Below are 24,295 nucleotides of genomic sequence, written 5' to 3' on the forward strand. Positions count from 1 at the left end.
GCTAACCTAAGGTTAGCCTTTGTTTTATCTACTCACCGTTAATCGTAGCAATAACGCGGCGGCCGCCGCCATAGTCTCGGTGCTCACCTAAGTAAATGCCCTGCCATGTTCCTAAAGCTAATCGACCATTTTGGATTGGTATCGTCACACTACTGCCAAGTAGGGATGCTTTAATGTGTGCTGGCATGTCGTCATCCCCCTCATAGGTGTGCTGATAATAAGGAGCACGCTCTGGCACAAACTTATTGAAGTGCGCTTCCATATCCATACGCACGGTTGGATCAGCATTCTCATTTAAGGTCAAACTGGCGGAGGTATGTTGAATAAATAGGTGTAATAAACCTACCGAAAGCTCGTTTATTTGTGGTAATTGTTGTTCAATTTCATCAGTTATTAGGTGAAAACCGCGGCTTCTCGCTTTTAATTGCAGTGTTTTTTGTGCCCACATACGTGTTCCTTTGGAAATTTATAAATTGGCGTCTATCCTATTCCAATTAGAGCCTGTCATTAGTAAGTGATATGATTCTTGTCATCGTAAATGAATTGTTCATTTTCAGGGCAGGGAACGTGACCTAACTCAATGTGAGTGTAAATACTCTCAGTCATAATTGGCACCTGAAAAAAAATTACAAAGACTTGTTTTGTGGCAATTCGCCCAAACATCTAATTAATATTCTATTTGCTAAATCGGGGATTCCACAGTTTTCGCTAGACTGTAAGGAATGGAACCTACTGTAACATCGGGATAAAGACCATGTTGAAAAATATCAATCCAACGCAAACACAAGCTTGGAAAGCGCTAACTGCGCATTTCGAATCTGCACAAGATATGGATCTTAAAGAGTTATTTGCTCAAGACGCAGCGCGTTTCGACAAATACTCTGCACGTTTCGGCTCAGACATCCTAGTCGATTACTCAAAGAACCTCATCAATGAGGAAACTCTGAAGCACCTCTTCGCTCTTGCGAACGAGACTGAGCTGAAATCTGCAATTGAAGCGATGTTCAGTGGCGAAGCGATCAACCAAACAGAAGGTCGCGCTGTTCTTCACACTGCACTACGTAACCGCGCGAATACACCAGTAATGGTAGACGGCGAAGACGTAATGCCAGCAGTGAACGCGGTTCTAGAAAAAATGAAATCATTCACTGAACGCGTTATCGGCGGTGAGTGGAAAGGTTACACAGGTAAAGCAATTACAGATATCGTGAACATCGGTATCGGGGGTTCTGACCTTGGCCCTTACATGGTGACGGAAGCTCTAGCACCATACAAAAATCATCTAAACCTTCACTTCGTATCTAACGTTGATGGTACTCACATCGTTGAAACGTTGAAGAAAGTTAACCCAGAAACGACGCTATTCTTGATCGCGTCTAAGACGTTCACAACGCAAGAAACCATGACTAACGCGCACACTGCTCGTGATTGGTTCCTAGAGTCAGCTGGCGATCAAGCGCACGTGGCTAAGCACTTTGCTGCGCTTTCAACGAACGCGACAGCCGTGTCTGAATTCGGTATCGATACCGCGAACATGTTCGAATTCTGGGACTGGGTTGGTGGCCGTTACTCACTATGGTCTGCAATCGGTTTATCAATCGCATTAGCGGTAGGTTACGACAACTTCGTTGAGCTGCTTGAAGGTGCTCACGAGATGGACAAGCACTTCGTATCAACAGACCTAGAAAGCAACATCCCTGTGATCCTTGCGCTTATCGGTATTTGGTACAACAACTTCCACGGTGCGGAATCAGAAGCTATCTTACCTTACGATCAGTACATGCACCGTTTCGCGGCATACTTCCAGCAAGGTAACATGGAATCAAACGGTAAATACGTTGACCGTGAAGGCAATGCTGTGACTTACCAAACGGGCCCTATTATTTGGGGTGAACCAGGTACCAACGGTCAGCACGCGTTCTACCAACTGATTCACCAAGGCACTAAGCTGATCCCATGTGACTTCATTGCACCTGCAATCAGCCACAACCCAGCTAGCGATCATCACCAAAAACTGATGTCCAACTTCTTTGCGCAAACTGAAGCACTAGCGTTTGGTAAGAGTGAAGAAACAGTGAAAGAAGAGTTGGTGAAAGCAGGTAAGAACGTTGAAGAAGTGGCAGCGATTGCGCCATTCAAAGTGTTTGAAGGTAACCGTCCAACAAACTCTATCCTAGTGAAGCAAATCACGCCTCGTACGCTAGGTAACTTGATCGCAATGTACGAACACAAAATTTTCGTACAAGGTGTTATCTGGAATATCTTCAGCTTTGACCAATGGGGCGTGGAGCTAGGTAAACAACTGGCTAACCAAATTCTACCTGAGCTTGCAGACGAGTCTCAAATCAGCTCGCATGACAGCTCAACAAACGGCCTAATCAACGCATTTAAAGCGTTCAAAGCTTAATGTTTGGTTTGAATAGATAAAAAAGGTCAGCAAATGCTGACCTTTTTTATTGCCTGAGGCAAAAACAAAATAGGTTGGCCAGTGCCAACCTATTTTTTCTCTTTTATTCGAAGCAAATTTCGATAAAGGCATTTCCCCATTGGGAAGAGAAAGGCATGATGATGATTGAGCCCTCACACTTGTGGCGAATCGTATGGCCTCGGCCAGAAACCACTACCGGTGTTGCCATATCAAAATCAAAACCACTTTCCGCCAGAATGCGTTTCGCACCACCAGTAACCATGTTGGTGATCTCACCCACCATATCGGTGACCTCTTCATTGAGTCCATTTGGACGCTCACCAAGCATGTTCTGCATGATTTCTAGAGCTAGCGCTTCATCAAAGGTAATCGACATTGAACCACGAGTTTGTGGACCTACCATGCCAATCAGACCAGAAACGTCACCTCGTGCGATCTCATCTTTTTTGATTCGCGGTTTTTGTGGCTTCAGCTCAAGAGAAGCCATGGTTTTTAGCACGTTCATTAAAGAAGCTAAAAACGGGTTTACAAATTCAGCGCGCATAACGTTCTTCTATACTTTTTCTTTCGTCTCGGAGGAACAGGCCTGGCATTCACCATGAGTTTCAATAACTTGGTTGGTCAGTTTGAATCCATGCTTCTCGGCGTTTTCGGCTAACAAGGATATCAGCGTCTCATCTTCGAGTTCAACGACATCACCACATTTATCGCAAATTAGTAATTGGAAAAAGTGCTGCTGAGTATTGAAAGAACAACAAGTAATAAAGCTATTTGTCGATTCCACTCGGTGGATGAAGCCTTGCTCTAGGAGAAAATCTAATGCTCGATAAACAGTGGGAGGCTTAGCCTGAGGCTCACTCTCTTTTAGTTGCTCCAATAGCTCATACGCACTTGAGGCGCGGCGATTAGAACAAATGAGTTCAAATACGCGTCGGCGTTGCGGAGTCAATCGTACTCCACGCTCTGCGCAGATACTTTCAATTTGTTCAATGATTGTTGGGTTCAAACCTTTCACCATAACTATCGGACGTGCTCTATGATAAATCATTTCTATACGAAGTTCGTTTAGAAATGCTTCATTTTACCCACTATCAGAACGAAAATCATGAATTAAAGCAAGTCGGTGGTGGTGTGAAGTCGGAATAGTCATCACAGAATGAATCAACGAGTGACGAATTCGTATTACTGCTGCATACTCCTAAGCATTTGGCTAGCCAGCCAACCAAATCATTCTCGCTGAAACTAGCACCTAGAGGTGCTTGGGTATACAATACCCGACTTATTTTTTGAGCGTACTGCTGCGCTCGACCTTGGCAACATAAAAACGGGTGTTTATATCATGACTCATTCTTGCAGGCTCTCCGTAGCACCAATGCTCGACTGGACCGATCGTCATTGTCGCTACTTCCATCGCTTAATGACCAAAGAAACCCTGCTGTACACTGAAATGGTGACGACAGGTGCGATCATTCATGGAAAAGGAGATTTCCTGGCTTACAACGAAGAAGAGCATCCGTTGGCCCTTCAGTTGGGTGGTTCAAACCCAGAAGACTTGGCAAAGTGTGCCAAACTGGCTCAAGAGCGTGGCTACGATGAGGTTAACCTCAATGTGGGTTGCCCGTCTGACCGTGTACAAAACGGTCGCTTTGGTGCTTGCCTAATGGCGGAACCACAGTTGGTTTCGGATTGTGTCGCTGCAATGAAGGACGTGGTTGATATTCCTGTGACAGTCAAGACTCGTATTGGTATTGATGATCATGATTCTTACGAGTTCCTAACGGATTTTGTTTCTATTGTCTCAGAAAAGGGGGGCTGTGAGCAGTTCACTATCCACGCGCGTAAAGCTTGGTTAAGTGGTCTTAGTCCGAAAGAAAACCGTGAGATCCCACCATTGGATTACCCACGAGCTTACCAATTGAAGCAAGACTTCTCACACCTAACGATTGCGATTAACGGTGGCGTGAAATCATTAGAAGAAGCAAAAGCACATCTTCAGCATCTTGACGGTGTGATGATTGGTCGTGAAGCATACCAAAGCCCATATTTACTGGCATCGGTAGACCAAGAGTTGTTTGGCTCTAATGCTCCAGTGAAGAAACGCAGCGAAATTGTTGAAGAGATGTATCCATACATTGAAGCGCAATTAGCGAAAGGTGCGTACCTTGGTCATATTACCCGCCACATGTTAGGTTTGTTCCAAAGCATGCCCGGTGCTCGTCAATGGCGTCGTCATATCAGTGAAAATGCGCACAAGCCGGGTTCTGGTTTAGAAGTGCTGCAAGACGCGTTAGCGAAGATTCCAAAAGAATTGAATGTGTAAAATTCACCAGTGGTTGGCTAAAATTGCCAACTAAAGAATGATAAAGCCAGAGTGCAGAAATGCCTCTGGCTTTATTTTTGAATAAAAATCATTGTGTTATCGTCATCTTGGTAAGTTGGTATGGAAACTGCTCTGTTTATTAAAAACAAATGGAGAAGTGATTATGTTGGAGCTAATCTTTATTTTAGTCTTTGCGGCGACCCTATTGGTTACCGGTATCACAATGATGACCGTATTCGCAGCAACCGGTATCGCGTTAGTTGTGATGTTTTTACTGGGAATGGTCGGAGCGGTACTCAAACTATTGCCATGGTTAATCGTGATTGCATTGGGTGTTTGGTTCTTCAAGAATTACGTTGCCCAGCCCCGCTATAAATAATGAGTGACATGATTTAGTTGATAGAGAGACGTGAGAGTATGGTATATTTCCTCTCACGTCTTCAACGTGAACATCAGCTATCTCGGAGTACACACTACATGACAAATAAAGCGACCATCGCTTTAACAGCATTATCGTTGGCAGTCTCTTTTCCTGTTTTTGCAGAATATTCTGTATCGACAAAAGTCGGCGCAGAGATCTGGGCTGCTGACACTAAAGTAAATGAAGTAAGACGAGATAGCAGCACAACAGGCGCATTTTACGCGGCGATTGAGCATGATGTGAAATACGTTCCTAATGCGCGTCTTCGTTACTCGAGCATTGATGCTGATTATATGGGGTTCAATAAGCTTGATTTCACCATGTACTACCAAATTCTGGAGCATGATTTATTGCATTTTGATGCGGGTGTTACATTCAGTAATTTAAGTGACACTAAATACATTGATGCTGGCTCAAACAAGCGTATAGAAGAGTTTGATGAGCTGATTTGGGCTTGGTACGGTTACGCAGAGATTCAAGTTCCGGACACAAATTTTGATGTGATTGGTGAGATAAACTTTGGTGACAACAAAGGTATCAAAAGTACCGATTTCATGGCCGGTGTTCAATACCATGTACCGCTCGAAAAAGCTCAACTGGCTTTTCGTGGTGGTTACCGCGTGATTGATTTGGAGTCCGAGAAATTCATGTCGGATCTAGGGAAAGAGTTTATTTTTGCTAACGGCTTTTTTGTGAGTGCAGAATACGCATTCTAAATGCAGCCAGATTAGATACTCGATTTTTTTAAAACGTCGCTTTATAAGCGGCGTTTTTTTATATCACTTCATTATATCCAATCGAATTTTCTGCCTATTTTGCTGACTTAGACCATGCTTACCTAGGAGCAATGTGAAAGTTAAAGCAGGGATAGCGATGACAATAAACGAACTAAGACATCTATTCCGTGAAAACCAGCTTGTCGAAGCGATTATTGAACCTGCAATCCAAGAGGGTGGCTGGGTTGTGGAGTTCAGACATGCGCGCGGTGGTTTTGTTTTTCTGACGGACAGTCATGGTGAAGAATGTCTTTATGAAGATTTGGATGCAGCGTCAAAATCGGCAATGGCAGTAGGCTTTCAACAAGTCCGCATTGAAGATCGATGAGCAAAAAGTAAGCCGTTCTTACTTCCAAAAAGTTATAAAACATTCACTTCTATTCTTTCTTGTTATTAAGGAGAGTGGGTACTCTATCGTCACGCAATGAATAGGGATGTCGTGATAATGTCTTTTCAAAAGAATGAGTATTCTCACAAGAATGTGTCTGAAGATAATAATGGGCAAGGAGGAACTCCTCCAATCGCAAGCCCTCTGAATGACCAACAAATTAGCTCACTCCAACAAACTGTCTCTGAGTTGTCTTCACAGCAACTTGCTTGGGTCAGTGGGTATTTTTGGGGATTAGCTCAAAATCAACCAAATACAGCGGTAACGCCAATTGCACAAGCGACGGCAGCCGTATCAGCGAAGCCAGCAGGTAAGTTGAGTATTATTTTTGCTTCCCAAACTGGCAACGCTAAAGGCGTTGCTGAAGCTCTAGAACAGGAAGCAAAAGCAGAAGGAATTGCTGTCGAACTTTTTGATGCAAGTGATTACAAAGGTAAAAACTTAGCCAAAGAAACACATGTCATTATTGTGGCATCGACGAACGGCGAAGGCGAAGCACCAGATAACGCTATAGAGCTACACGAGTTTTTGCAATCTAAGAAAGCTCCTAAGCTGTCAAACCTTCAATATGGCGTTATTGCTCTGGGTGACTCGAGCTACGAATTCTTCTGCCAAACCGGTAAAGACTTCGACGCTTACCTATCAAAGTTAGGTGCGACCCCATTTATCGATCGTCTTGATTGCGATGTGGATTATGAAGCACCAGCAGCTGAATGGCGTAAGAATGCGTTAGGTAAGGTAAAAGATACGCTTTCTTCTGGCACTGAAGCGGATGTGGTTCAACTTCCTGTGGGTCAGGCGGCGACTGCGCACTCTCCTTACAATAAACAAAACCCATACACAGCGACGTTACTGACCAGTCAAAAAATCACGGGTCGTGATTCTGGAAAGGATGTTCGTCATATAGAAATTGACTTGGAAGGTTCGGGGTTAACGTATCAGCCTGGTGATGCGCTAGGTGTGTGGTTTGAAAATAGTTCAGAACTTGCTAATGCCATTCTTGGTAAGGTCGGTTTGTCTGGGGTTGAAACCGTTGATGTTGATGGCGAAAGCTTGTCAATCCATAGTGCTCTCGTGAGTAAATATGAAATCACAACATCTAACCCTCAGCTCATTACAAAGTTTGCCGAGTTATCCGGTAGCAAGAAGCTACAAAAGCTGGTTGACGATAAAGATAAACTTCGCGAGTACTCTGCAAATACTCAAATTGTTGATGTATTGGCAGAGAAGAAAACCAAGTTAACCGCAGATGAGTTGATTAGTTTGCTTCGTCGTCTTACTCCTCGCCTTTACTCTATTGCATCAAGCCAAGAAGAGGTCGATGAAGAAGTACACCTAACGGTTGCTTTGGTTGAGTACGAACAAAACGACGAAAAACGATATGGTGGTGCGTCGAGCTTCTTAGCACAGCGTCTCGAAGAGGGAGATGAAGTTAAAGTATTTGTTGAGCATAACAACAACTTTAAACTGCCGGAAGATGATAGCACTCCAATTATCATGGTTGGTCCGGGCACTGGGATCGCACCATTCCGTAGCTTTATTCAGGAACGTGAAAACCGCGATGCTGAAGGCAAAAACTGGTTGTTCTTTGGTGATCGTACTTTCACTCAAGACTTCTTATACCAAGTTGAATGGCAAAAGTACCTCAAGTCAGGAGTACTAAGCCGATTGGATGTTGCTTTTAGTCGTGACCAAGTAGAAAAAGTTTACGTACAACATCGCATCTTAGAAAACGCAGCTCAAGTGTGGCAGTGGATCCAAGAAGGCGCTTATATCTATGTCTGCGGTGATGCCACTCGTATGGCAAAAGATGTGCACGACGCACTGGTTATCGTTGCTGAACAAGAAGGCAAGATGCCGCGTGACGATGCGGAACAATTTATTAATGACCTACGTAAAGCGAAACGTTATCAGAGGGATGTGTACTAATGACTTTTTCTACGGACAATAATAAGCAGGTTGTATTAGGTGAAGAGTTAGGGCCGCTATCTGATAACGAGCGCCTGAAGCGAGAAAGTAACTTATTACGTGGCACCATTGAGCAAGATTTACAGGACCGTATTACTGGTGGCTTTACTGCCGACAACTTCCAGTTAATTCGTTTCCACGGTATGTATCAACAAGACGATCGTGATATCCGTAATGAACGCACAAAGCAAAAACTGGAACCATTACATAATGTGATGCTTCGTGCTCGTATGCCTGGAGGCATCATCACGCCAACGCAATGGTTAGCGATCGACAAGTTCGCAACGGAGCACTCTTTATATGGAAGTATTCGTCTGACGACTCGCCAAACGTTCCAGTTTCATGGGGTATTAAAACCGAATATTAAGTTGATGCATCAAACGCTCAACAGTATTGGCATTGATTCGATTGCAACCGCGGGTGATGTAAACCGTAACGTGTTGTGTACCACTAACCCGGTCGAATCAGAACTTCATCAAGAAGCTTATGAATGGGCGAAGAAGATCAGTGAACACCTGCTTCCAAAAACACGTGCTTACGCTGAGATTTGGCTGGACGGTGAGAAAGTAGAAAGCACTGAAGAAGATGAGCCTATTCTGGGTAAAAACTATTTACCGCGTAAGTTTAAAACGACGGTGGTGATCCCACCGCAAAATGACGTAGACGTTCATGCCAATGATCTTAACTTCGTAGCAATTGCGGATAACGGCAAGTTGGTAGGCTTTAACGTTTTAGTTGGCGGCGGCCTAGCGATGACACATGGTGATACGTCAACTTATCCGCGCCGCGCTGACGACTTAGGTTTCATCCCATTAGAGAAAACGCTTGATGTTGCAGCGGCGGTGGTTACCACTCAGCGTGATTGGGGTAATCGCTCAAACCGTAAGAATGCCAAAACCAAATACACACTTGACCGTGTAGGTACTGATGTCTTTAAAGCCGAAGTCGAAAAGCGAGCAGGCATTCAGTTTGAAGCAAGCCGCCCGTACGAGTTTACTGAGCGTGGTGACCGTATTGGTTGGGTAGAAGGAATTGATGGTAAATATCATTTAGCGCTTTTCATCGAAAACGGTCGCTTATTAGACTTTCCAGGTAAACCACTTAAGACGGGTGTTGCTGAAATTGCCAAAATCCATAAAGGCGATTTCCGTATGACTGCCAACCAGAACTTAATTGTTGCGGGGGTACCTAAAAGCGAAAAAGCGAAGATCGAAAAGATCGCTCGTGAACATGGCTTGATGGATGACAATATCAGTGAGCAGCGCAAAAATTCAATGGCGTGTGTTGCCTTTCCAACGTGTCCGTTAGCAATGGCAGAGGCAGAGCGTTTTCTTCCTCAGTTTGTTACTGATGTGGAGGGGATTTTGGAAAAGCACAACCTACCAGAAAATGACAACATCATTTTGCGTGTAACTGGATGTCCAAACGGTTGTGGTCGCGCCATGTTGGCTGAAATTGGTTTAGTTGGTAAAGCGCCAGGTCGTTACAACCTACATTTAGGTGGTAACCGTGCTGGTACTCGAGTACCAAAAATGTACAAAGAGAACATCACGGATAAGCAAATCTTAGAAGAGATTGATCTGCTGGTGGCTCGATGGTCGAAAGAGCGTGAAGAAGGCGAAGCCTTCGGCGATTTCACAATTCGTGCTGGTATTATCCAAGAAGTGCTCGTATCAAAGAGGGACTTTCATGCTTGATTCTGTAGCATCCAGGCTTGAGCTTACAGAGTTATTGACATTAACAAAGACGGAGCAAATCCTCCGTCTTGCTCAAATTAATGTCGAGCTCGAAAAGCTTTCGGCACAAGATAGAGTAAAGTGGGCTTTAGAAAATCTAGAGGGCGAGTTTGCGGTTTCTTCTAGTTTTGGTATTCAAGCCGCGGTTATGCTTCATTTAGTGACTCAAGTCAAAGCGGATATCCCCGTCATTCTAACCGATACAGGATACCTGTTTGCTGAAACCTATCAATTCATTGATGAGCTGACAGATGCTCTCAACCTAAACTTAAAAGTTTATCGAGCGAAAGAAAGTGCGAATTGGCAAGAGGCTCGATATGGAAAGTTATGGGAGCAGGGTGTAGAGGGAATTGAAAAATACAACAAGCTCAATAAAGTGGAGCCAATGCGTCGAGCGCTAAAAGAGCTTAATGTTGGAACGTGGTTCTCTGGACTACGTCGAGAGCAAAGTAAATCACGAGCAGGTTTACCGATACTATCAATTCAGAACGGTGTGTTTAAGTTTTTGCCAGTAATTGACTGGACTAATAAAGACGTCCATTACTACTTAGAACAACACGGCCTTAAATACCATCCATTGTGGGATGAAGGTTACCTTTCAGTTGGTGATACTCATACCACTCGTAAATGGGAGCCGGGAATGTCAGAGGAAGAAACTCGATTTTTTGGTTTAAAACGAGAGTGTGGTCTACATGAAGATGATGGTTCAGAACAAGATGGGTCCGGCATATAACCATAATGACCTTTAAATCGAGTTTAGAGTAAATAAAGAAAGCTGCAATAAAGCAGCTTTCTTTATTTATAGCACCTGAAAAACACGCTTTATAGAATAACTCTGTGGATAAGTTGTGCGATTTCTTGGGGTAAAGTTGAATAAATGAAGCTTTGATCGAAAACTCATCGCTTAACCATTGTTTTTGCAATTTTTGAAAAATAACGCTTGCCAATGTGAGCGCGATCTCTATAATGCCTCCTCGTCGACAGGGCAAGGGCTCACAAGGGTTTAAGCAAAGTCGGCAAGGCTTAAAAAGAAAAACGAAATAATTTAAAAAAAGTGTTTGACACAATAAATTATCTCGCTAGAATGGCCGCCTCTTACGAAGTGATGTTAATCACAAAGAAGAGTTGCTCTTTAACAATATAGACCTATCAATCTGTGTGGGCACTCGTTGATGATAATCCAATTAGAAATTTCTCTTATATAAAGAGGGGTTTCAAATTAGGTTTCAATGAAACGAAGTGACCATTGAATCTTAGGATTCAGCACAGTCAATTCAAGCATTACTTATGTAATGTTCAGTATTCATTGAGCCGAACAAAATCTTAAATTGAAGAGTTTGATCATGGCTCAGATTGAACGCTGGCGGCAGGCCTAACACATGCAAGTCGAGCGGAAACGAGTTATCTGAACCTTCGGGGGACGATAACGGCGTCGAGCGGCGGACGGGTGAGTAATGCCTAGGAAATTGCCCTGATGTGGGGGATAACCATTGGAAACGATGGCTAATACCGCATGATGCCTACGGGCCAAAGAGGGGGACCTTCGGGCCTCTCGCGTCAGGATATGCCTAGGTGGGATTAGCTAGTTGGTGAGGTAAGGGCTCACCAAGGCGACGATCCCTAGCTGGTCTGAGAGGATGATCAGCCACACTGGAACTGAGACACGGTCCAGACTCCTACGGGAGGCAGCAGTGGGGAATATTGCACAATGGGCGCAAGCCTGATGCAGCCATGCCGCGTGTATGAAGAAGGCCTTCGGGTTGTAAAGTACTTTCAGTCGTGAGGAAGGCGTTGTCGTTAATAGCGGCATCGTTTGACGTTAGCGACAGAAGAAGCACCGGCTAACTCCGTGCCAGCAGCCGCGGTAATACGGAGGGTGCGAGCGTTAATCGGAATTACTGGGCGTAAAGCGCATGCAGGTGGTTTGTTAAGTCAGATGTGAAAGCCCGGGGCTCAACCTCGGAATAGCATTTGAAACTGGCAGACTAGAGTACTGTAGAGGGGGGTAGAATTTCAGGTGTAGCGGTGAAATGCGTAGAGATCTGAAGGAATACCGGTGGCGAAGGCGGCCCCCTGGACAGATACTGACACTCAGATGCGAAAGCGTGGGGAGCAAACAGGATTAGATACCCTGGTAGTCCACGCCGTAAACGATGTCTACTTGGAGGTTGTGGCCTTGAGCCGTGGCTTTCGGAGCTAACGCGTTAAGTAGACCGCCTGGGGAGTACGGTCGCAAGATTAAAACTCAAATGAATTGACGGGGGCCCGCACAAGCGGTGGAGCATGTGGTTTAATTCGATGCAACGCGAAGAACCTTACCTACTCTTGACATCCAGAGAACTTTCCAGAGATGGATTGGTGCCTTCGGGAACTCTGAGACAGGTGCTGCATGGCTGTCGTCAGCTCGTGTTGTGAAATGTTGGGTTAAGTCCCGCAACGAGCGCAACCCTTATCCTTGTTTGCCAGCGAGTAATGTCGGGAACTCCAGGGAGACTGCCGGTGATAAACCGGAGGAAGGTGGGGACGACGTCAAGTCATCATGGCCCTTACGAGTAGGGCTACACACGTGCTACAATGGCGCATACAGAGGGCGGCCAACTTGCGAGAGTGAGCGAATCCCAAAAAGTGCGTCGTAGTCCGGATTGGAGTCTGCAACTCGACTCCATGAAGTCGGAATCGCTAGTAATCGTGGATCAGAATGCCACGGTGAATACGTTCCCGGGCCTTGTACACACCGCCCGTCACACCATGGGAGTGGGCTGCAAAAGAAGTAGGTAGTTTAACCTTCGGGGGGACGCTTACCACTTTGTGGTTCATGACTGGGGTGAAGTCGTAACAAGGTAGCGCTAGGGGAACCTGGCGCTGGATCACCTCCTTAAACGATGATTATTGCGATGAGTGTTCACACAGATTGATACGGTTTATGAAGTTTAAGAGATAGAACATCCCCCAAGATGTTCACTTAGTGTCCCGTTCGTCTAGAGGCCTAGGACACCGCCCTTTCACGGCGGTAACAGGGGTTCGACTCCCCTACGGGATACCATCTTTAAGCGCATTCAATGAGTGCTTTTAAAAATGGTTACTTCATTAGAAGTGATTAGCTCTTTAACAATTTGGAAAGCTGACAAAACAACAATTTATTGTTGTTTGTAAAGTTCTCAATGTTTATCGAAAGATAAACACCAAAAAACACATTCAAGTGTTCTTGGCTTTTTGTTTTCATTTTTTCTAAAAATGAAGGTAAAGAGATGAGTCCGGCAAAATCGATATGTCTCTCGCTCATTCAAATAATGAGAGACAACTTTGGTGATTTGATTATCAACTCGAAACTCCTTCGGGTTGTATGGTTAAGTGACTAAGCGTACACGGTGGATGCCTTGGCAGTCAGAGGCGATGAAGGACGTATTAACTTGCGATAAGCCCAGATTAGGTAGTAAAAGCCACTTGAGTCTGGGATTTCCGAATGGGGAAACCCACTTACATAAGTAAGTATCGTTATGTGAATACATAGCATAACGAGGCGAACCGGGGGAACTGAAACATCTAAGTACCCCGAGGAAAAGAAATCAACCGAGATTCCGAAAGTAGCGGCGAGCGAAATTGGACTAGCCCTTAAGCTTTATAGGCGTCAGGTGAACAAGCTGGAAAGCTTGGCGATACAGGGTGATAGCCCCGTAACTGACGACGCATATTCAGTGAAATCGAGTAGGGCGGGACACGTGATATCCTGTCTGAATATGGGGGGACCATCCTCCAAGGCTAAATACTACTGACTGACCGATAGTGAACCAGTACCGTGAGGGAAAGGCGAAAAGAACCCCTGTGAGGGGAGTGAAATAGAACCTGAAACCGTGTACGTACAAGCAGTAGGAGCAGGCTTTGTCCTGTGACTGCGTACCTTTTGTATAATGGGTCAGCGACTTATATTCAGTGGCAAGGTTAACCATCTAGGGGAGCCGTAGGGAAACCGAGTCTTAACTGGGCGTTCAGTCTCTGGATATAGACCCGAAACCAGGTGATCTAGCCATGGGCAGGTTGAAGGTTGAGTAACATCAACTGGAGGACCGAACCGACTAATGTTGAAAAATTAGCGGATGACTTGTGGCTAGGGGTGAAAGGCCAATCAAACCTGGAGATAGCTGGTTCTCCCCGAAAGCTATTTAGGTAGCGCCTCGGACGAATACTACTGGGGGTAGAGCACTGTTAAGGCTAGGGGGTCATCCCGACTTACCAACCCTTTGCAAACTCCGAATACCAGTAAGTACTATCCGGGAGACACACGGCGGGTGCTAACGTCCGTCGTGGAGAGGGAAACAACCCAGACCGCCAGCTAAGGTCCCAAATTACTACTAAGTGGGAAACGATGTGGGAAGGCTCAGACAGCCAGGATGTTGGCTTAGAAGCAGCCATCATTTAAAGAAAGCGTAATAGCTCACTGGTCGAGTCGGCCTGCGCGGAAGATGTAACGGGGCTAAGTAGTAAACCGAAGCTGCGGCAATGTGCTTTTGCACATTGGGTAGGGGAGCGTTCTGTAAGCGGTTGAAGGTGTGTGGTAACGCATGCTGGACGTATCAGAAGTGCGAATGCTGACATGAGTAACGATAAAGGGGGTGAAAAACCTCCTCGCCGGAAGACCAAGGGTTCCTGTCCAACGTTAATCGGGGCAGGGTAAGTCGACCCCTAAGGCGAGGCCGAAAGGCGTAGTCGATGGGAAACGGGTTAATATTCCCGTACTTCTTACAATTGCGATGGGGGGACGGAGAAGGCTAGGTGGGCCTGGCGACGGTTGTCCAGGTTCAAGTGCGTAGGCTTGAGAGTTAGGTAAATCCGGCTCTCTTTAAGGCTGAGACACGACGTCGAGCTACTACGGTAGTGAAGTCATTGATGCCATGCTTCCAGGAAAAGCCTCTAAGCTTCAGATTGTAAGGAATCGTACCCCAAACCGACACAGGTGGTCGGGTAGAGAATACCAAGGCGCTTGAGAGAACTCGGGTGAAGGAACTAGGCAAAATGGTACCGTAACTTCGGGAGAAGGTACGCTCTCGACGGTGAAGTCCCTCGCGGATGGAGCTATTGAGAGTCGCAGATACCAGGTGGCTGCAACTGTTTATTAAAAACACAGCACTGTGCAAAATCGCAAGATGACGTATACGGTGTGACGCCTGCCCGGTGCCGGAAGGTTAATTGATGGGGTTAGACTTCGGTCGAAGCTCTTGATCGAAGCCCCGGTAAACGGCGGCCGTAACTATAACGGTCCTAAGGTAGCGAAATTCCTTGTCGGGTAAGTTCCGACCTGCACGAATGGCGTAATGATGGCCACGCTGTCTCCACCCGAGACTCAGTGAAATTGAAATCGCTGTGAAGATGCAGTGTACCCGCGGCTAGACGGAAAGACCCCGTGAACCTTTACTACAGCTTGGCACTGAACATTGACCCTACATGTGTAGGATAGGTGGGAGGCTTTGAAGCGCAGTCGCTAGATTGCGTGGAGCCGTCCTTGAAATACCACCCTTGTAGTGTTGATGTTCTAACGTCGACCCCTTATCGGGGTTGCGGACAGTGCCTGGTGGGTAGTTTGACTGGGGCGGTCTCCTCCCAAAGCGTAACGGAGGAGCACGAAGGTGGGCTAATCACGGTTGGACATCGTGAGGTTAGTGCAATGGCATAAGCCCGCTTGACTGCGAGAATGACAATTCGAGCAGGTGCGAAAGCAGGTCATAGTGATCCGGTGGTTCTGAATGGAAGGGCCATCGCTCAACGGATAAAAGGTACTCCGGGGATAACAGGCTGATACCGCCCAAGAGTTCATATCGACGGCGGTGTTTGGCACCTCGATGTCGGCTCATCACATCCTGGGGCTGAAGTCGGTCCCAAGGGTATGGCTGTTCGCCATTTAAAGTGGTACGCGAGCTGGGTTTAGAACGTCGTGAGACAGTTCGGTCCCTATCTGCCGTGGGCGTTGGAGAATTGAAAGGGGCTGCTCCTAGTACGAGAGGACCGGAGTGGACGAACCTCTGGTGTTCGGGTTGTGTCGCCAGACGCATTGCCCGGTAGCTAAGTTCGGGATCGATAACCGCTGAAAGCATCTAAGCGGGAAGCGAGCCTTGAGATGAGTTCTCCCTGATACTTTAAGTATCCTAAAGGGTTGTCGTAGACTACGACGTTGATAGGCAGGGTGTGTAAGCGTTGTGAGGCGTTGAGCTAACCTGTACTAATTGCCCGTGAGGCTTAACCATACAACACCCAAGGGGTTTTGATGGACTCAATGAAAGAACATTGAATGTGTAAGAACGAGAATTAAACACAGCTTTCCGAATTATTCGATTTGCAAGCAAATCTCACCCTAAAGGGTCGCACTAAAGTGCGTTTGAATTTGCGAGCAAATTGATAAAGAATTTGCTTGGCGACCATAGCGTTTTGGACCCACCTGACTTCCATGCCGAACTCAGAAGTGAAACGAAATAGCGCCGATGGTAGTGTGGGGCTTCCCCATGTGAGAGTAGGACATCGCCAGGCTTTATTTTGCACTTGCTTAAGATTTAAGCAGGTCACCATAAAGTTCTAATCTTTTTAGAGTTTTATGTTGACTTTCAAAGTGGAAAGCGTATTATATGCACCTCGCTTACGTGCTAAGGCACTGAAAGCCAAGCTCTTTAACAATATAGACCTATCAATCTGTGTGGGCACTCGTTGATGATAATCCAATTAGAAATTTCTCTTATATAAAGAGGGGTTTCAAATTAGGTTTCAATGAAACGAAGTGACCATTGAATCTTAGGATTCAGCACAGTCAATTCAAACATTACTTATGTAATGTTCAGTATTCATTGAGCCGAACAAAATCTTAAATTGAAGAGTTTGATCATGGCTCAGATTGAACGCTGGCGGCAGGCCTAACACATGCAAGTCGAGCGGAAACGAGTTATCTGAACCTTCGGGGGACGATAACGGCGTCGAGCGGCGGACGGGTGAGTAATGCCTAGGAAATTGCCCTGATGTGGGGGATAACCATTGGAAACGATGGCTAATACCGCATGATGCCTACGGGCCAAAGAGGGGGACCTTCGGGCCTCTCGCGTCAGGATATGCCTAGGTGGGATTAGCTAGTTGGTGAGGTAAGGGCTCACCAAGGCGACGATCCCTAGCTGGTCTGAGAGGATGATCAGCCACACTGGAACTGAGACACGGTCCAGACTCCTACGGGAGGCAGCAGTGGGGAATATTGCACAATGGGCGCAAGCCTGATGCAGCCATGCCGCGTGTGTGAAGAAGGCCTTCGGGTTGTAAAGCACTTTCAGTCGTGAGGAAGGCGTTGTCGTTAATAGCGGCATCGTTTGACGTTAGCGACAGAAGAAGCACCGGCTAACTCCGTGCCAGCAGCCGCGGTAATACGGAGGGTGCGAGCGTTAATCGGAATTACTGGGCGTAAAGCGCATGCAGGTGGTTTGTTAAGTCAGATGTGAAAGCCCGGGGCTCAACCTCGGAATAGCATTTGAAACTGGCAGACTAGAGTACTGTAGAGGGGGGTAGAATTTCAGGTGTAGCGGTGAAATGCGTAGAGATCTGAAGGAATACCGGTGGCGAAGGCGGCCCCCTGGACAGATACTGACACTCAGATGCGAAAGCGTGGGGAGCAAACAGGATTAGATACCCTGGTAGTCCACGCCGTAAACGATGTCTACTTGGAGGTTGTGGCCTTGAGCCGTGGCTTTCGGAGCTAACGCGTTAAGTAGACCGCCTGGGGAGTACGGTCGCAAGATTAAAACTCAAATGAATTGACGGGGGCCCGCACAAGCGGTGGAGCATGTGGTTTAATTCGATGCAACGCGAAGAACCTTACCTACTCTTGACATCCAGAGAACTTTCCAGAGATGGATTGGTGCCTTCGGGAACTCTGAGACAGGTGCTGCATGGCTGTCGTCAGCTCGTGTTGTGAAATGTTGGGTTAAGTCCCGCAACGAGCGCAACCCTTATCCTTGTTTGCCAGCGAGTAATGTCGGGAACTCCAGGGAGACTGCCGGTGATAAACCGGAGGAAGGTGGGGACGACGTCAAGTCATCATGGCCCTTACGAGTAGGGCTACACACGTGCTACAATGGCGCATACAGAGGGCGGCCAACTTGCGAAAGTGAGCGAATCCCAAAAAGTGCGTCGTAGTCCGGATTGGAGTCTGCAACTCGACTCCATGAAGTCGGAATCGCTAGTAATCGTGGATCAGAATGCCACGGTGAATACGTTCCCGGGCCTTGTACACACCGCCCGTCACACCATGGGAGTGGGCTGCAAAAGAAGTAGGTAGTTTAACCTTCGGGGGGACGCTTACCACTTTGTGGTTCATGACTGGGGTGAAGTCGTAACAAGGTAGCGCTAGGGGAACCTGGCGCTGGATCACCTCCTTATACGATGATTATTGCGATGAGTGTTCACACAGATTGATACGGTTTATGAAGTTTAAGAGACGATACTGGGTCTGTAGCTCAGGTGGTTAGAGCGTTCGCCTGATAAGCGAGAGGTCGGTGGTTCGAGTCCACTCAGACCCACCAATTTCCTTCCCAAGGAATTGGCGACAGTATCGACACCTTGATGGGGCTATAGCTCAGCTGGGAGAGCGCCTGCCTTGCACGCAGGAGGTCTGCGGTTCGATCCCGCATAGCTCCACCATCTTTAAGCGCATTCAATGAGTGCTTTTAAAAATGGTTACTTCATTAGAAGTGATTAGCTCTTTAACAATTTGGAAAGCTGACAAAACAACAATTTATTGTTGTTTGTAAAGTTCTCAAAGTATTCATTTATGAATACAACTAAAAACACATTCAAGTGTTCTTGGAATTTGAGTCCGGCAAAATCGATATGTCTCTCGCTCATTCAAATAATGAGAGACAACTTTGGTTGTTTAACATCAATTCGAAACTCCTTCGGGTTGTATGGTTAAGTGACTAAGCGTACACGGTGGATGCCTTGGCAGTCAGAGGCGATGAAGGACGTATTAACTTGCGATAAGCCCAGATTAGGTAGTAAAAACCACTTGAGTCTGGGATTTCCGAATGGGGAAACCCACTTACATAAGTAAGTATCGTTATGTGAATACATAGCATAACGAGGCGAACCGGGGGAACTGAAACATCTAAGTACCCCGAGGAAAAGAAATCAACCGAGATTCCGAAAGTAGCGGCGAGCGAAATTGGACTAGCCCTTAAGCTTTATAGGCGTTAGGTGAACAAGCTGGAAAGCTTGGCGATACAGGGTGATAGCCCCGTAACTGACGACGCATATTCAGTGAAATCGAGTAGGGCGGGACACGTGATATCCTGTCTGAATATGGGGGGACCATCCTCCAAGGCTAAATACTACTGACTGACCGATAGTGAACCAGTACCGTGAGGGAAAGGCGAAAAGAACCCCTGTGAGGGGAGTGAAATAGAACCTGAAACCGTGTACGTACAAGCAGTAGGAGCAGGCTTTGTCCTGTGACTGCGTACCTTTTGTATAATGGGTCAGCGACTTATATTCAGTGGCAAGGTTAACCATCTAGGGGAGCCGTAGGGAAACCGAGTCTTAACTGGGCGTTCAGTCTCTGGATATAGACCCGAAACCAGGTGATCTAGCCATGGGCAGGTTGAAGGTTGAGTAACATCAACTGGAGGACCGAACCGACTAATGTTGAAAAATTAGCGGATGACTTGTGGCTAGGGGTGAAAGGCCAATCAAACCTGGAGATAGCTGGTTCTCCCCGAAAGCTATTTAGGTAGCGCCTCGGACGAATACTACTGGGGGTAGAGCACTGTTAAGGCTAGGGGGTCATCCCGACTTACCAACCCTTTGCAAACTCCGAATACCAGTAAGTACTATCCGGGAGACACACGGCGGGTGCTAACGTCCGTCGTGGAGAGGGAAACAACCCAGACCGCCAGCTAAGGTCCCAAATTACTACTAAGTGGGAAACGATGTGGGAAGGCTCAGACAGCCAGGATGTTGGCTTAGAAGCAGCCATCATTTAAAGAAAGCGTAATAGCTCACTGGTCGAGTCGGCCTGCGCGGAAGATGTAACGGGGCTAAGTAGTAAACCGAAGCTGCGGCAATGTGCTTTTGCACATTGGGTAGGGGAGCGTTCTGTAAGCGGTTGAAGGTGTGTGGTAACGCATGCTGGACGTATCAGAAGTGCGAATGCTGACATGAGTAACGATAAAGGGGGTGAAAAACCTCCTCGCCGGAAGACCAAGGGTTCCTGTCCAACGTTAATCGGGGCAGGGTAAGTCGACCCCTAAGGCGAGGCCGAAAGGCGTAGTCGATGGGAAACGGGTTAATATTCCCGTACTTCTTACAATTGCGATGGGGGGACGGAGAAGGCTAGGTGGGCCTGGCGACGGTTGTCCAGGTTCAAGTGCGTAGGCTGAGAAATTAGGTAAATCCGGTTTCTCTTAAGGCTGAGACACGACGTCGAGCTACTACGGTAGTGAAGTCATTGATGCCATGCTTCCAGGAAAAGCCTCTAAGCTTCAGATTGTAAGGAATCGTACCCCAAACCGACACAGGTGGTCGGGTAGAGAATACCAAGGCGCTTGAGAGAACTCGGGTGAAGGAACTAGGCAAAATGGTACCGTAACTTCGGGAGAAGGTACGCTCTCGACGGTGAAGTCCCTCGCGGATGGAGCTATTGAGAGTCGCAGATACCAGGTGGCTGCAACTGTTTATTAAAAACACAGCACTGTGCAAAATCGCAAGATGACGTATACGGTGTGACGCCTGCCCGGTGCCGGAAGGTTAATTGATGGGGTTAGACTTCGGTCGAAGCTCTTGATCGAAGCCCCGGTAAACGGCGGCCGTAACTATAACGGTCCTAAGGTAGCGAAATTCCTTGTCGGGTAAGTTCCGACCTGCACGAATGGCGTAATGATGGCCACGCTGTCTCCACCCGAGACTCAGTGAAATTGAAATCGCTGTGAAGATGCAGTGTACCCGCGGCTAGACGGAAAGACCCCGTGAACCTTTACTACAGCTTGGCACTGAACATTGACCCTACATGTGTAGGATAGGTGGGAGGCTTTGAAGCGCAGTCGCTAGATTGCGTGGAGCCGTCCTTGAAATACCACCCTTGTAGTGTTGATGTTCTAACGTCGACCCCTTATCGGGGTTGCGGACAGTGCCTGGTGGGTAGTTTGACTGGGGCGGTCTCCTCCCAAAGCGTAACGGAGGAGCACGAAGGTGGGCTAATCACGGTTGGACATCGTGAGGTTAGTGCAATGGCATAAGCCCGCTTGACTGCGAGAATGACAATTCGAGCAGGTGCGAAAGCAGGTCATAGTGATCCGGTGGTTCTGAATGGAAGGGCCATCGCTCAACGGATAAAAGGTACTCCGGGGATAACAGGCTGATACCGCCCAAGAGTTCATATCGACGGCGGTGTTTGGCACCTCGATGTCGGCTCATCACATCCTGGGGCTGAAGTCGGTCCCAAGGGTATGGCTGTTCGCCATTTAAAGTGGTACGCGAGCTGGGTTTAGAACGTCGTGAGACAGTTCGGTCCCTATCTGCCGTGGGCGTTGGAGAATTGAAAGGGGCTGCTCCTAGTACGAGAGGACCGGAGTGGACGAACCTCTGGTGTTCGGGTTGTGTCGCCAGACGCATTGCCCGGTAGCTAAGTTCGGGATCGATAACCGCTGAAAGCATCTAAGCGGGAAGCGAGCCTTGAGATGAGTTCTCCCTGATACTTTAAGTATCCTAAAGGGTTGTCGTAGACTACGACGTTGATAGGCAGGGTGTGTAAGCGTTGTGAGGCGTTGAGCTAACCTGTACTAATTGCCCGTGAGGCTTAACCATACAACACCCAAGGGGTTTTGATGGACTCAACTAAGAACATTGAATGTGTAAGAACGAGAATTAAAAAAAACAGCTTTCCGAATTAAAGAATTTGCTTGGCGACCATAGCGATTTGGACCCACCTGATTTCCATGCCGAACTCAGAAGTGAAACGAATTAGCGCCGATGGTAGTGTGGGGCTTCCCCATGTGAGAGTAGGACATCGCCAGGCTTTAAATTATGGACACTTGCTGATTACAAGCGGGTGATACCACTGCGGAGTGGTAGTTCAGTTGGTTAGAATACCGGCCTGTCACGCCGGGGGTCGCGGGTTCGAGTCCCGTCCACTCCGCCATTTATATTAAGCCTCAGTCGAAAGACTGGGGCTTTTTCCGTTTTGGTTACCCGACTTACCTTAACCTCATTTCCATATTGAAACCTTGCATTGAGAGGCAGGCTTCCCTCTTCGCTATGCTTTCTAAGCCCTGTCATGAACTAGTTGATGCCAGTCTCGAGCTCTAGCTTTGAGTACCAGCACATGCTTACCAAAGATTCCTCTATAACATATTAGAAATATCTAGCTATGAACCTAGTTATTCGAGGTGTCGCTTTGTTTCTATCTCGAAAACAGAACAACTTTGAATATAAGTTCAGTGTCGCTGAGATCAAGTATGAGGACTCTAAACTTCTGCTAAGGGCTTGAACAACCTGAGTGCTAGCTCAGACTTTAGTTTGGTGGGATTTCAAGCCCGTTTGGGGGAGTGATCTCGCAATCATCCTCAATGCTTCTTTCTCTATACAAATACAAAGTCGCTCATTGTTAAGTGTTGTGGAAGTTTAGCTGTGGTGTTTACAGGGAGCCTGTATTGCCAAAGGAAGAGAAGTGATGATGAAAATGCTTAAACTAAAAGACTCCCTCTATGGATACTATCTATCGGCAATAGTTAGTATGTATGAAACCGTAGTGTGACGATTATTCGGATATTTAACTGTATATCAAAGAGTAACAAGCGTTTTGTTCTTGAAGGGGAGTCCGAAGATTAGATATGAAAAAAGCAGCTAGATAGCTGCTTTTTCATCTATTAAGTTACGTGTCTTTAAGAGTCCACTGGCTCCGTATGCTCCGGAGTGGTTATTGCTTGGTTGTTCTCTTCCATTTTCTTCTCTTCATCTTTTGCTTTTTCAATCATTGGGGTGATTGTTGAGCCTTGAATGAGGATAGAGAAAACAACGACGGAGTAGGTCATTACAAGAATAATCTCTTTTACATCGATTAACTTATCTTGAATCACCCAAATACCTGATGGAATAGAAAGTGCCATCGCTAGTGCCAGGCCTCCGCGTAAACCGCCCCACGTCAAAATACGCACTGACCATGGATTATATTTTCTGTAACGTTTAAAGCCAATGTACGAGAGAAATACGCTTAGATAGCGAGCTGCTAGTACAAGAGGGACTGATATAGCCATCATGATCCAGTCTTCTTTGTGGAATTCAAATAGCAGCATTGACATACCGATCAGTAGGAATAACACGCCATTCAAAAACTCATCAACAAGCTCCCAAAAATGGTCAAGGTGATCTTCACTCTCTTTTGAAAAGCCAATAAAGCGTGTCCAGTTGCCAATCATAATACCGGATACAACCATCGCGAGTGGGCCTGATACATGGATGTATTCAGCAAATGCGTAACCTGCCGTTGGGACACCAATGGTAAGTAACAATTCCATTGAGTGATCGTCGGTGGCACTGATTAAGTAGTGGAATAGCAAACCGAGTACGAAACCATAAGTGATACCACCGATAGCTTCTTGGATGAAGAGTAAGGTGACACTACCTACAGTTGGTGCCTCAGTACCAAATGCAATCGTAAATAGAGTGACAAAGATAACCAAACCGAAGCCGTCATTGAAGAGCGACTCTCCTTCAATCTGGGTGGAGATACGTTTGGGAGCATCGAGCTTTTTAACTATAGCCAGTACAGCGATTGGGTCAGTTGGCGATATAAGTGCACCGAAAAGTAAGCAGTAGACTAAATCAAATTGGATGCCAATTAACTGACAGAATCCGTAGAGCGCAAACCCGATAAAGAAAGTGGAAAACAGGGTGGCTCCAAGGGCTAAAACAGTGATCTCCCACTTTTGATCTTTAAGGTTCGGGAGTTTGATGCCTAATCCACCCGCAAATAGTAAGAAGCCAAGAATGCCTTTGAGCAAGAAATCTTCGAAGTTGATCCTTGTGACCGTCTCCGTCGCAATTTCGGTGAGATGGAACCAGTTGTTTTGGCCCGCAATTAAGATTAGAAGTGAAAGCACCATTGAACCAGCGGTAATCGCAATGGTGGTTTGCATCTTTCCTATCTTGCTGTTTACAAAAGCAATTAGCATCGCAGCTGCGGATAGAAAACATAAAGTATGATAGACCGACATAGAGCTCTCTATTTGTAACATTTTATGAATGGG

At 46.6% G+C, this 24,295-nt stretch carries 12 protein-coding genes, 4 tRNA genes and 6 rRNA genes; 18 read left to right on the forward strand and 4 right to left on the reverse strand.

Going from position 1 to position 24,295, the window contains the following annotated elements; translation table 11 throughout:
* Positions 1–28: 28 nt before the first annotated feature.
* On the reverse strand, positions 29–448 hold the full coding sequence (locus ACZ5ZC_RS18945) for a secondary thiamine-phosphate synthase enzyme YjbQ (protein WP_085344358.1): 420 nt from the start codon (positions 446–448) through the stop codon (positions 29–31).
* Between the two features lie 306 nt (positions 449–754).
* Here ACZ5ZC_RS18945 and pgi point away from each other — a divergent pair, with 306 nt between their 5' ends.
* Positions 755–2,407: a glucose-6-phosphate isomerase gene (pgi, locus tag ACZ5ZC_RS18950; RefSeq protein ID WP_046874641.1), complete on the forward strand. Its 1,653-nt coding sequence runs from the start codon at positions 755–757 to the stop codon at positions 2,405–2,407.
* Between the two features lie 103 nt (positions 2,408–2,510).
* Here the strand turns inward: pgi and ACZ5ZC_RS18955 are convergent, their stop codons facing one another.
* Both ACZ5ZC_RS18955 and zur read right to left on the reverse strand, forming a co-directional pair.
* On the reverse strand, positions 2,511–2,972 hold the full coding sequence (locus ACZ5ZC_RS18955; RefSeq protein WP_005381269.1) for a chemotaxis protein CheX: 462 nt from the start codon (positions 2,970–2,972) through the stop codon (positions 2,511–2,513).
* Positions 2,973–2,981: 9 nt separating this feature from the next.
* A complete protein-coding gene (gene zur, locus ACZ5ZC_RS18960) occupies positions 2,982–3,446 on the reverse strand; it encodes a zinc uptake transcriptional repressor Zur (protein ID WP_005381268.1) in 465 nt (154 codons plus the stop codon).
* 321 nt (positions 3,447–3,767) lie between these two features.
* On the opposite strand from zur, the gene dusA reads away from it, so the two are divergent.
* The 17 genes from dusA (at position 3,768) to ACZ5ZC_RS19045 (ending at position 22,188) form a co-directional block, all read left to right on the forward strand.
* Positions 3,768–4,748 carry a tRNA dihydrouridine(20/20a) synthase DusA gene (dusA, locus tag ACZ5ZC_RS18965; protein ID WP_257889838.1) on the forward strand — a complete coding sequence of 327 codons (981 nt, stop codon included), beginning with the start codon at positions 3,768–3,770 and terminating at the stop codon, positions 4,746–4,748.
* A gap of 163 nt (positions 4,749–4,911) precedes the next feature.
* The gene (gene pspG / locus ACZ5ZC_RS18970) at positions 4,912–5,127 is read left to right on the forward strand and encodes an envelope stress response protein PspG (protein ID WP_005398086.1); all 216 of its coding nucleotides are present in this window, start codon (positions 4,912–4,914) and stop codon (positions 5,125–5,127) included.
* Between the two features lie 98 nt (positions 5,128–5,225).
* A complete protein-coding gene (locus ACZ5ZC_RS18975) occupies positions 5,226–5,885 on the forward strand; it encodes a TIGR04219 family outer membrane beta-barrel protein (protein WP_005398096.1) in 660 nt (219 codons plus the stop codon).
* Between the two features lie 157 nt (positions 5,886–6,042).
* Positions 6,043–6,273, forward strand: a complete 231-nt coding sequence (locus tag ACZ5ZC_RS18980) for a hypothetical protein (RefSeq protein ID WP_005455817.1) — start codon at positions 6,043–6,045, stop codon at positions 6,271–6,273.
* Between the two features lie 117 nt (positions 6,274–6,390).
* Positions 6,391–8,262: an assimilatory sulfite reductase (NADPH) flavoprotein subunit gene (locus ACZ5ZC_RS18985; RefSeq protein WP_048626709.1), complete on the forward strand. Its 1,872-nt coding sequence runs from the start codon at positions 6,391–6,393 to the stop codon at positions 8,260–8,262.
* Entirely contained in the window at positions 8,262–9,998 is a 1,737-nt protein-coding gene (gene cysI, locus ACZ5ZC_RS18990) for an assimilatory sulfite reductase (NADPH) hemoprotein subunit (RefSeq protein WP_006743229.1), read from the forward strand. The genes ACZ5ZC_RS18985 and cysI overlap by 1 nt, the downstream gene beginning before the upstream one ends.
* A complete protein-coding gene (locus tag ACZ5ZC_RS18995) occupies positions 9,991–10,770 on the forward strand; it encodes a phosphoadenylyl-sulfate reductase (RefSeq protein WP_006743230.1) in 780 nt (259 codons plus the stop codon). Before cysI ends, ACZ5ZC_RS18995 begins: the two co-directional genes overlap by 8 nt.
* 592 nt (positions 10,771–11,362) lie before the next feature.
* Positions 11,363–12,915, forward strand: a 16S ribosomal RNA gene (locus ACZ5ZC_RS19000).
* Between the two features lie 89 nt (positions 12,916–13,004).
* Positions 13,005–13,080 (forward strand) — tRNA-Glu (locus ACZ5ZC_RS19005).
* Between the two features lie 302 nt (positions 13,081–13,382).
* Positions 13,383–16,273 (forward strand): 23S ribosomal RNA (locus ACZ5ZC_RS19010).
* Positions 16,274–16,436: 163 nt separating this feature from the next.
* A 5S ribosomal RNA gene (rrf, locus tag ACZ5ZC_RS19015) occupies positions 16,437–16,553 on the forward strand.
* A 330-nt stretch (positions 16,554–16,883) separates the two neighbouring features.
* Positions 16,884–18,436, forward strand: a 16S ribosomal RNA gene (locus ACZ5ZC_RS19020).
* 67 nt (positions 18,437–18,503) lie between these two features.
* Positions 18,504–18,580 (forward strand) — tRNA-Ile (locus ACZ5ZC_RS19025).
* Between the two features lie 42 nt (positions 18,581–18,622).
* A tRNA-Ala gene (locus ACZ5ZC_RS19030) sits at positions 18,623–18,698 on the forward strand.
* Positions 18,699–18,963: 265 nt separating this feature from the next.
* A 23S ribosomal RNA gene (locus ACZ5ZC_RS19035) occupies positions 18,964–21,854 on the forward strand.
* A 94-nt stretch (positions 21,855–21,948) separates the two neighbouring features.
* Positions 21,949–22,065, forward strand: a 5S ribosomal RNA gene (rrf, locus tag ACZ5ZC_RS19040).
* The 16S, 23S and 5S rRNA genes sit together here with 4 tRNA genes alongside, the layout of an rRNA operon.
* A gap of 46 nt (positions 22,066–22,111) precedes the next feature.
* Positions 22,112–22,188 (forward strand) — tRNA-Asp (locus tag ACZ5ZC_RS19045).
* 742 nt (positions 22,189–22,930) lie between these two features.
* Here the strand turns inward: ACZ5ZC_RS19045 and ACZ5ZC_RS19050 are convergent.
* The gene (locus tag ACZ5ZC_RS19050) at positions 22,931–24,262 is read right to left on the reverse strand and encodes a cation:proton antiporter (protein ID WP_041852885.1); all 1,332 of its coding nucleotides are present in this window, start codon (positions 24,260–24,262) and stop codon (positions 22,931–22,933) included.
* Positions 24,263–24,295 lie beyond the last annotated feature (33 nt).

It is taken from the genome of Vibrio sp. JCM 18905 (assembly GCF_055393305.1).

What these genes read in the sequence shown, in the direction of transcription:
- ACZ5ZC_RS18945 (WP_085344358.1), bottom strand. Translation starts at nt 448, where the DNA reads ATGTGGGCACAAAAAACACTGCAATTAAAAGCGAGAAGCCGCGGTTTT.
- pgi (WP_046874641.1), top strand. Translation starts at nt 755, where the DNA reads ATGTTGAAAAATATCAATCCAACGCAAACACAAGCTTGGAAAGCGCTA.
- ACZ5ZC_RS18955 (WP_005381269.1), bottom strand. Translation starts at nt 2,972, where the DNA reads ATGCGCGCTGAATTTGTAAACCCGTTTTTAGCTTCTTTAATGAACGTG.
- zur (WP_005381268.1), bottom strand. Translation starts at nt 3,446, where the DNA reads ATGGTGAAAGGTTTGAACCCAACAATCATTGAACAAATTGAAAGTATC.
- dusA (WP_257889838.1), top strand. Translation starts at nt 3,768, where the DNA reads ATGACTCATTCTTGCAGGCTCTCCGTAGCACCAATGCTCGACTGGACC.
- pspG (WP_005398086.1), top strand. Translation starts at nt 4,912, where the DNA reads ATGTTGGAGCTAATCTTTATTTTAGTCTTTGCGGCGACCCTATTGGTT.
- ACZ5ZC_RS18975 (WP_005398096.1), top strand. Translation starts at nt 5,226, where the DNA reads ATGACAAATAAAGCGACCATCGCTTTAACAGCATTATCGTTGGCAGTC.
- ACZ5ZC_RS18980 (WP_005455817.1), top strand. Translation starts at nt 6,043, where the DNA reads ATGACAATAAACGAACTAAGACATCTATTCCGTGAAAACCAGCTTGTC.
- ACZ5ZC_RS18985 (WP_048626709.1), top strand. Translation starts at nt 6,391, where the DNA reads ATGTCTTTTCAAAAGAATGAGTATTCTCACAAGAATGTGTCTGAAGAT.
- cysI (WP_006743229.1), top strand. Translation starts at nt 8,262, where the DNA reads ATGACTTTTTCTACGGACAATAATAAGCAGGTTGTATTAGGTGAAGAG.
- ACZ5ZC_RS18995 (WP_006743230.1), top strand. Translation starts at nt 9,991, where the DNA reads ATGCTTGATTCTGTAGCATCCAGGCTTGAGCTTACAGAGTTATTGACA.
- ACZ5ZC_RS19050 (WP_041852885.1), bottom strand. Translation starts at nt 24,262, where the DNA reads ATGTCGGTCTATCATACTTTATGTTTTCTATCCGCAGCTGCGATGCTA.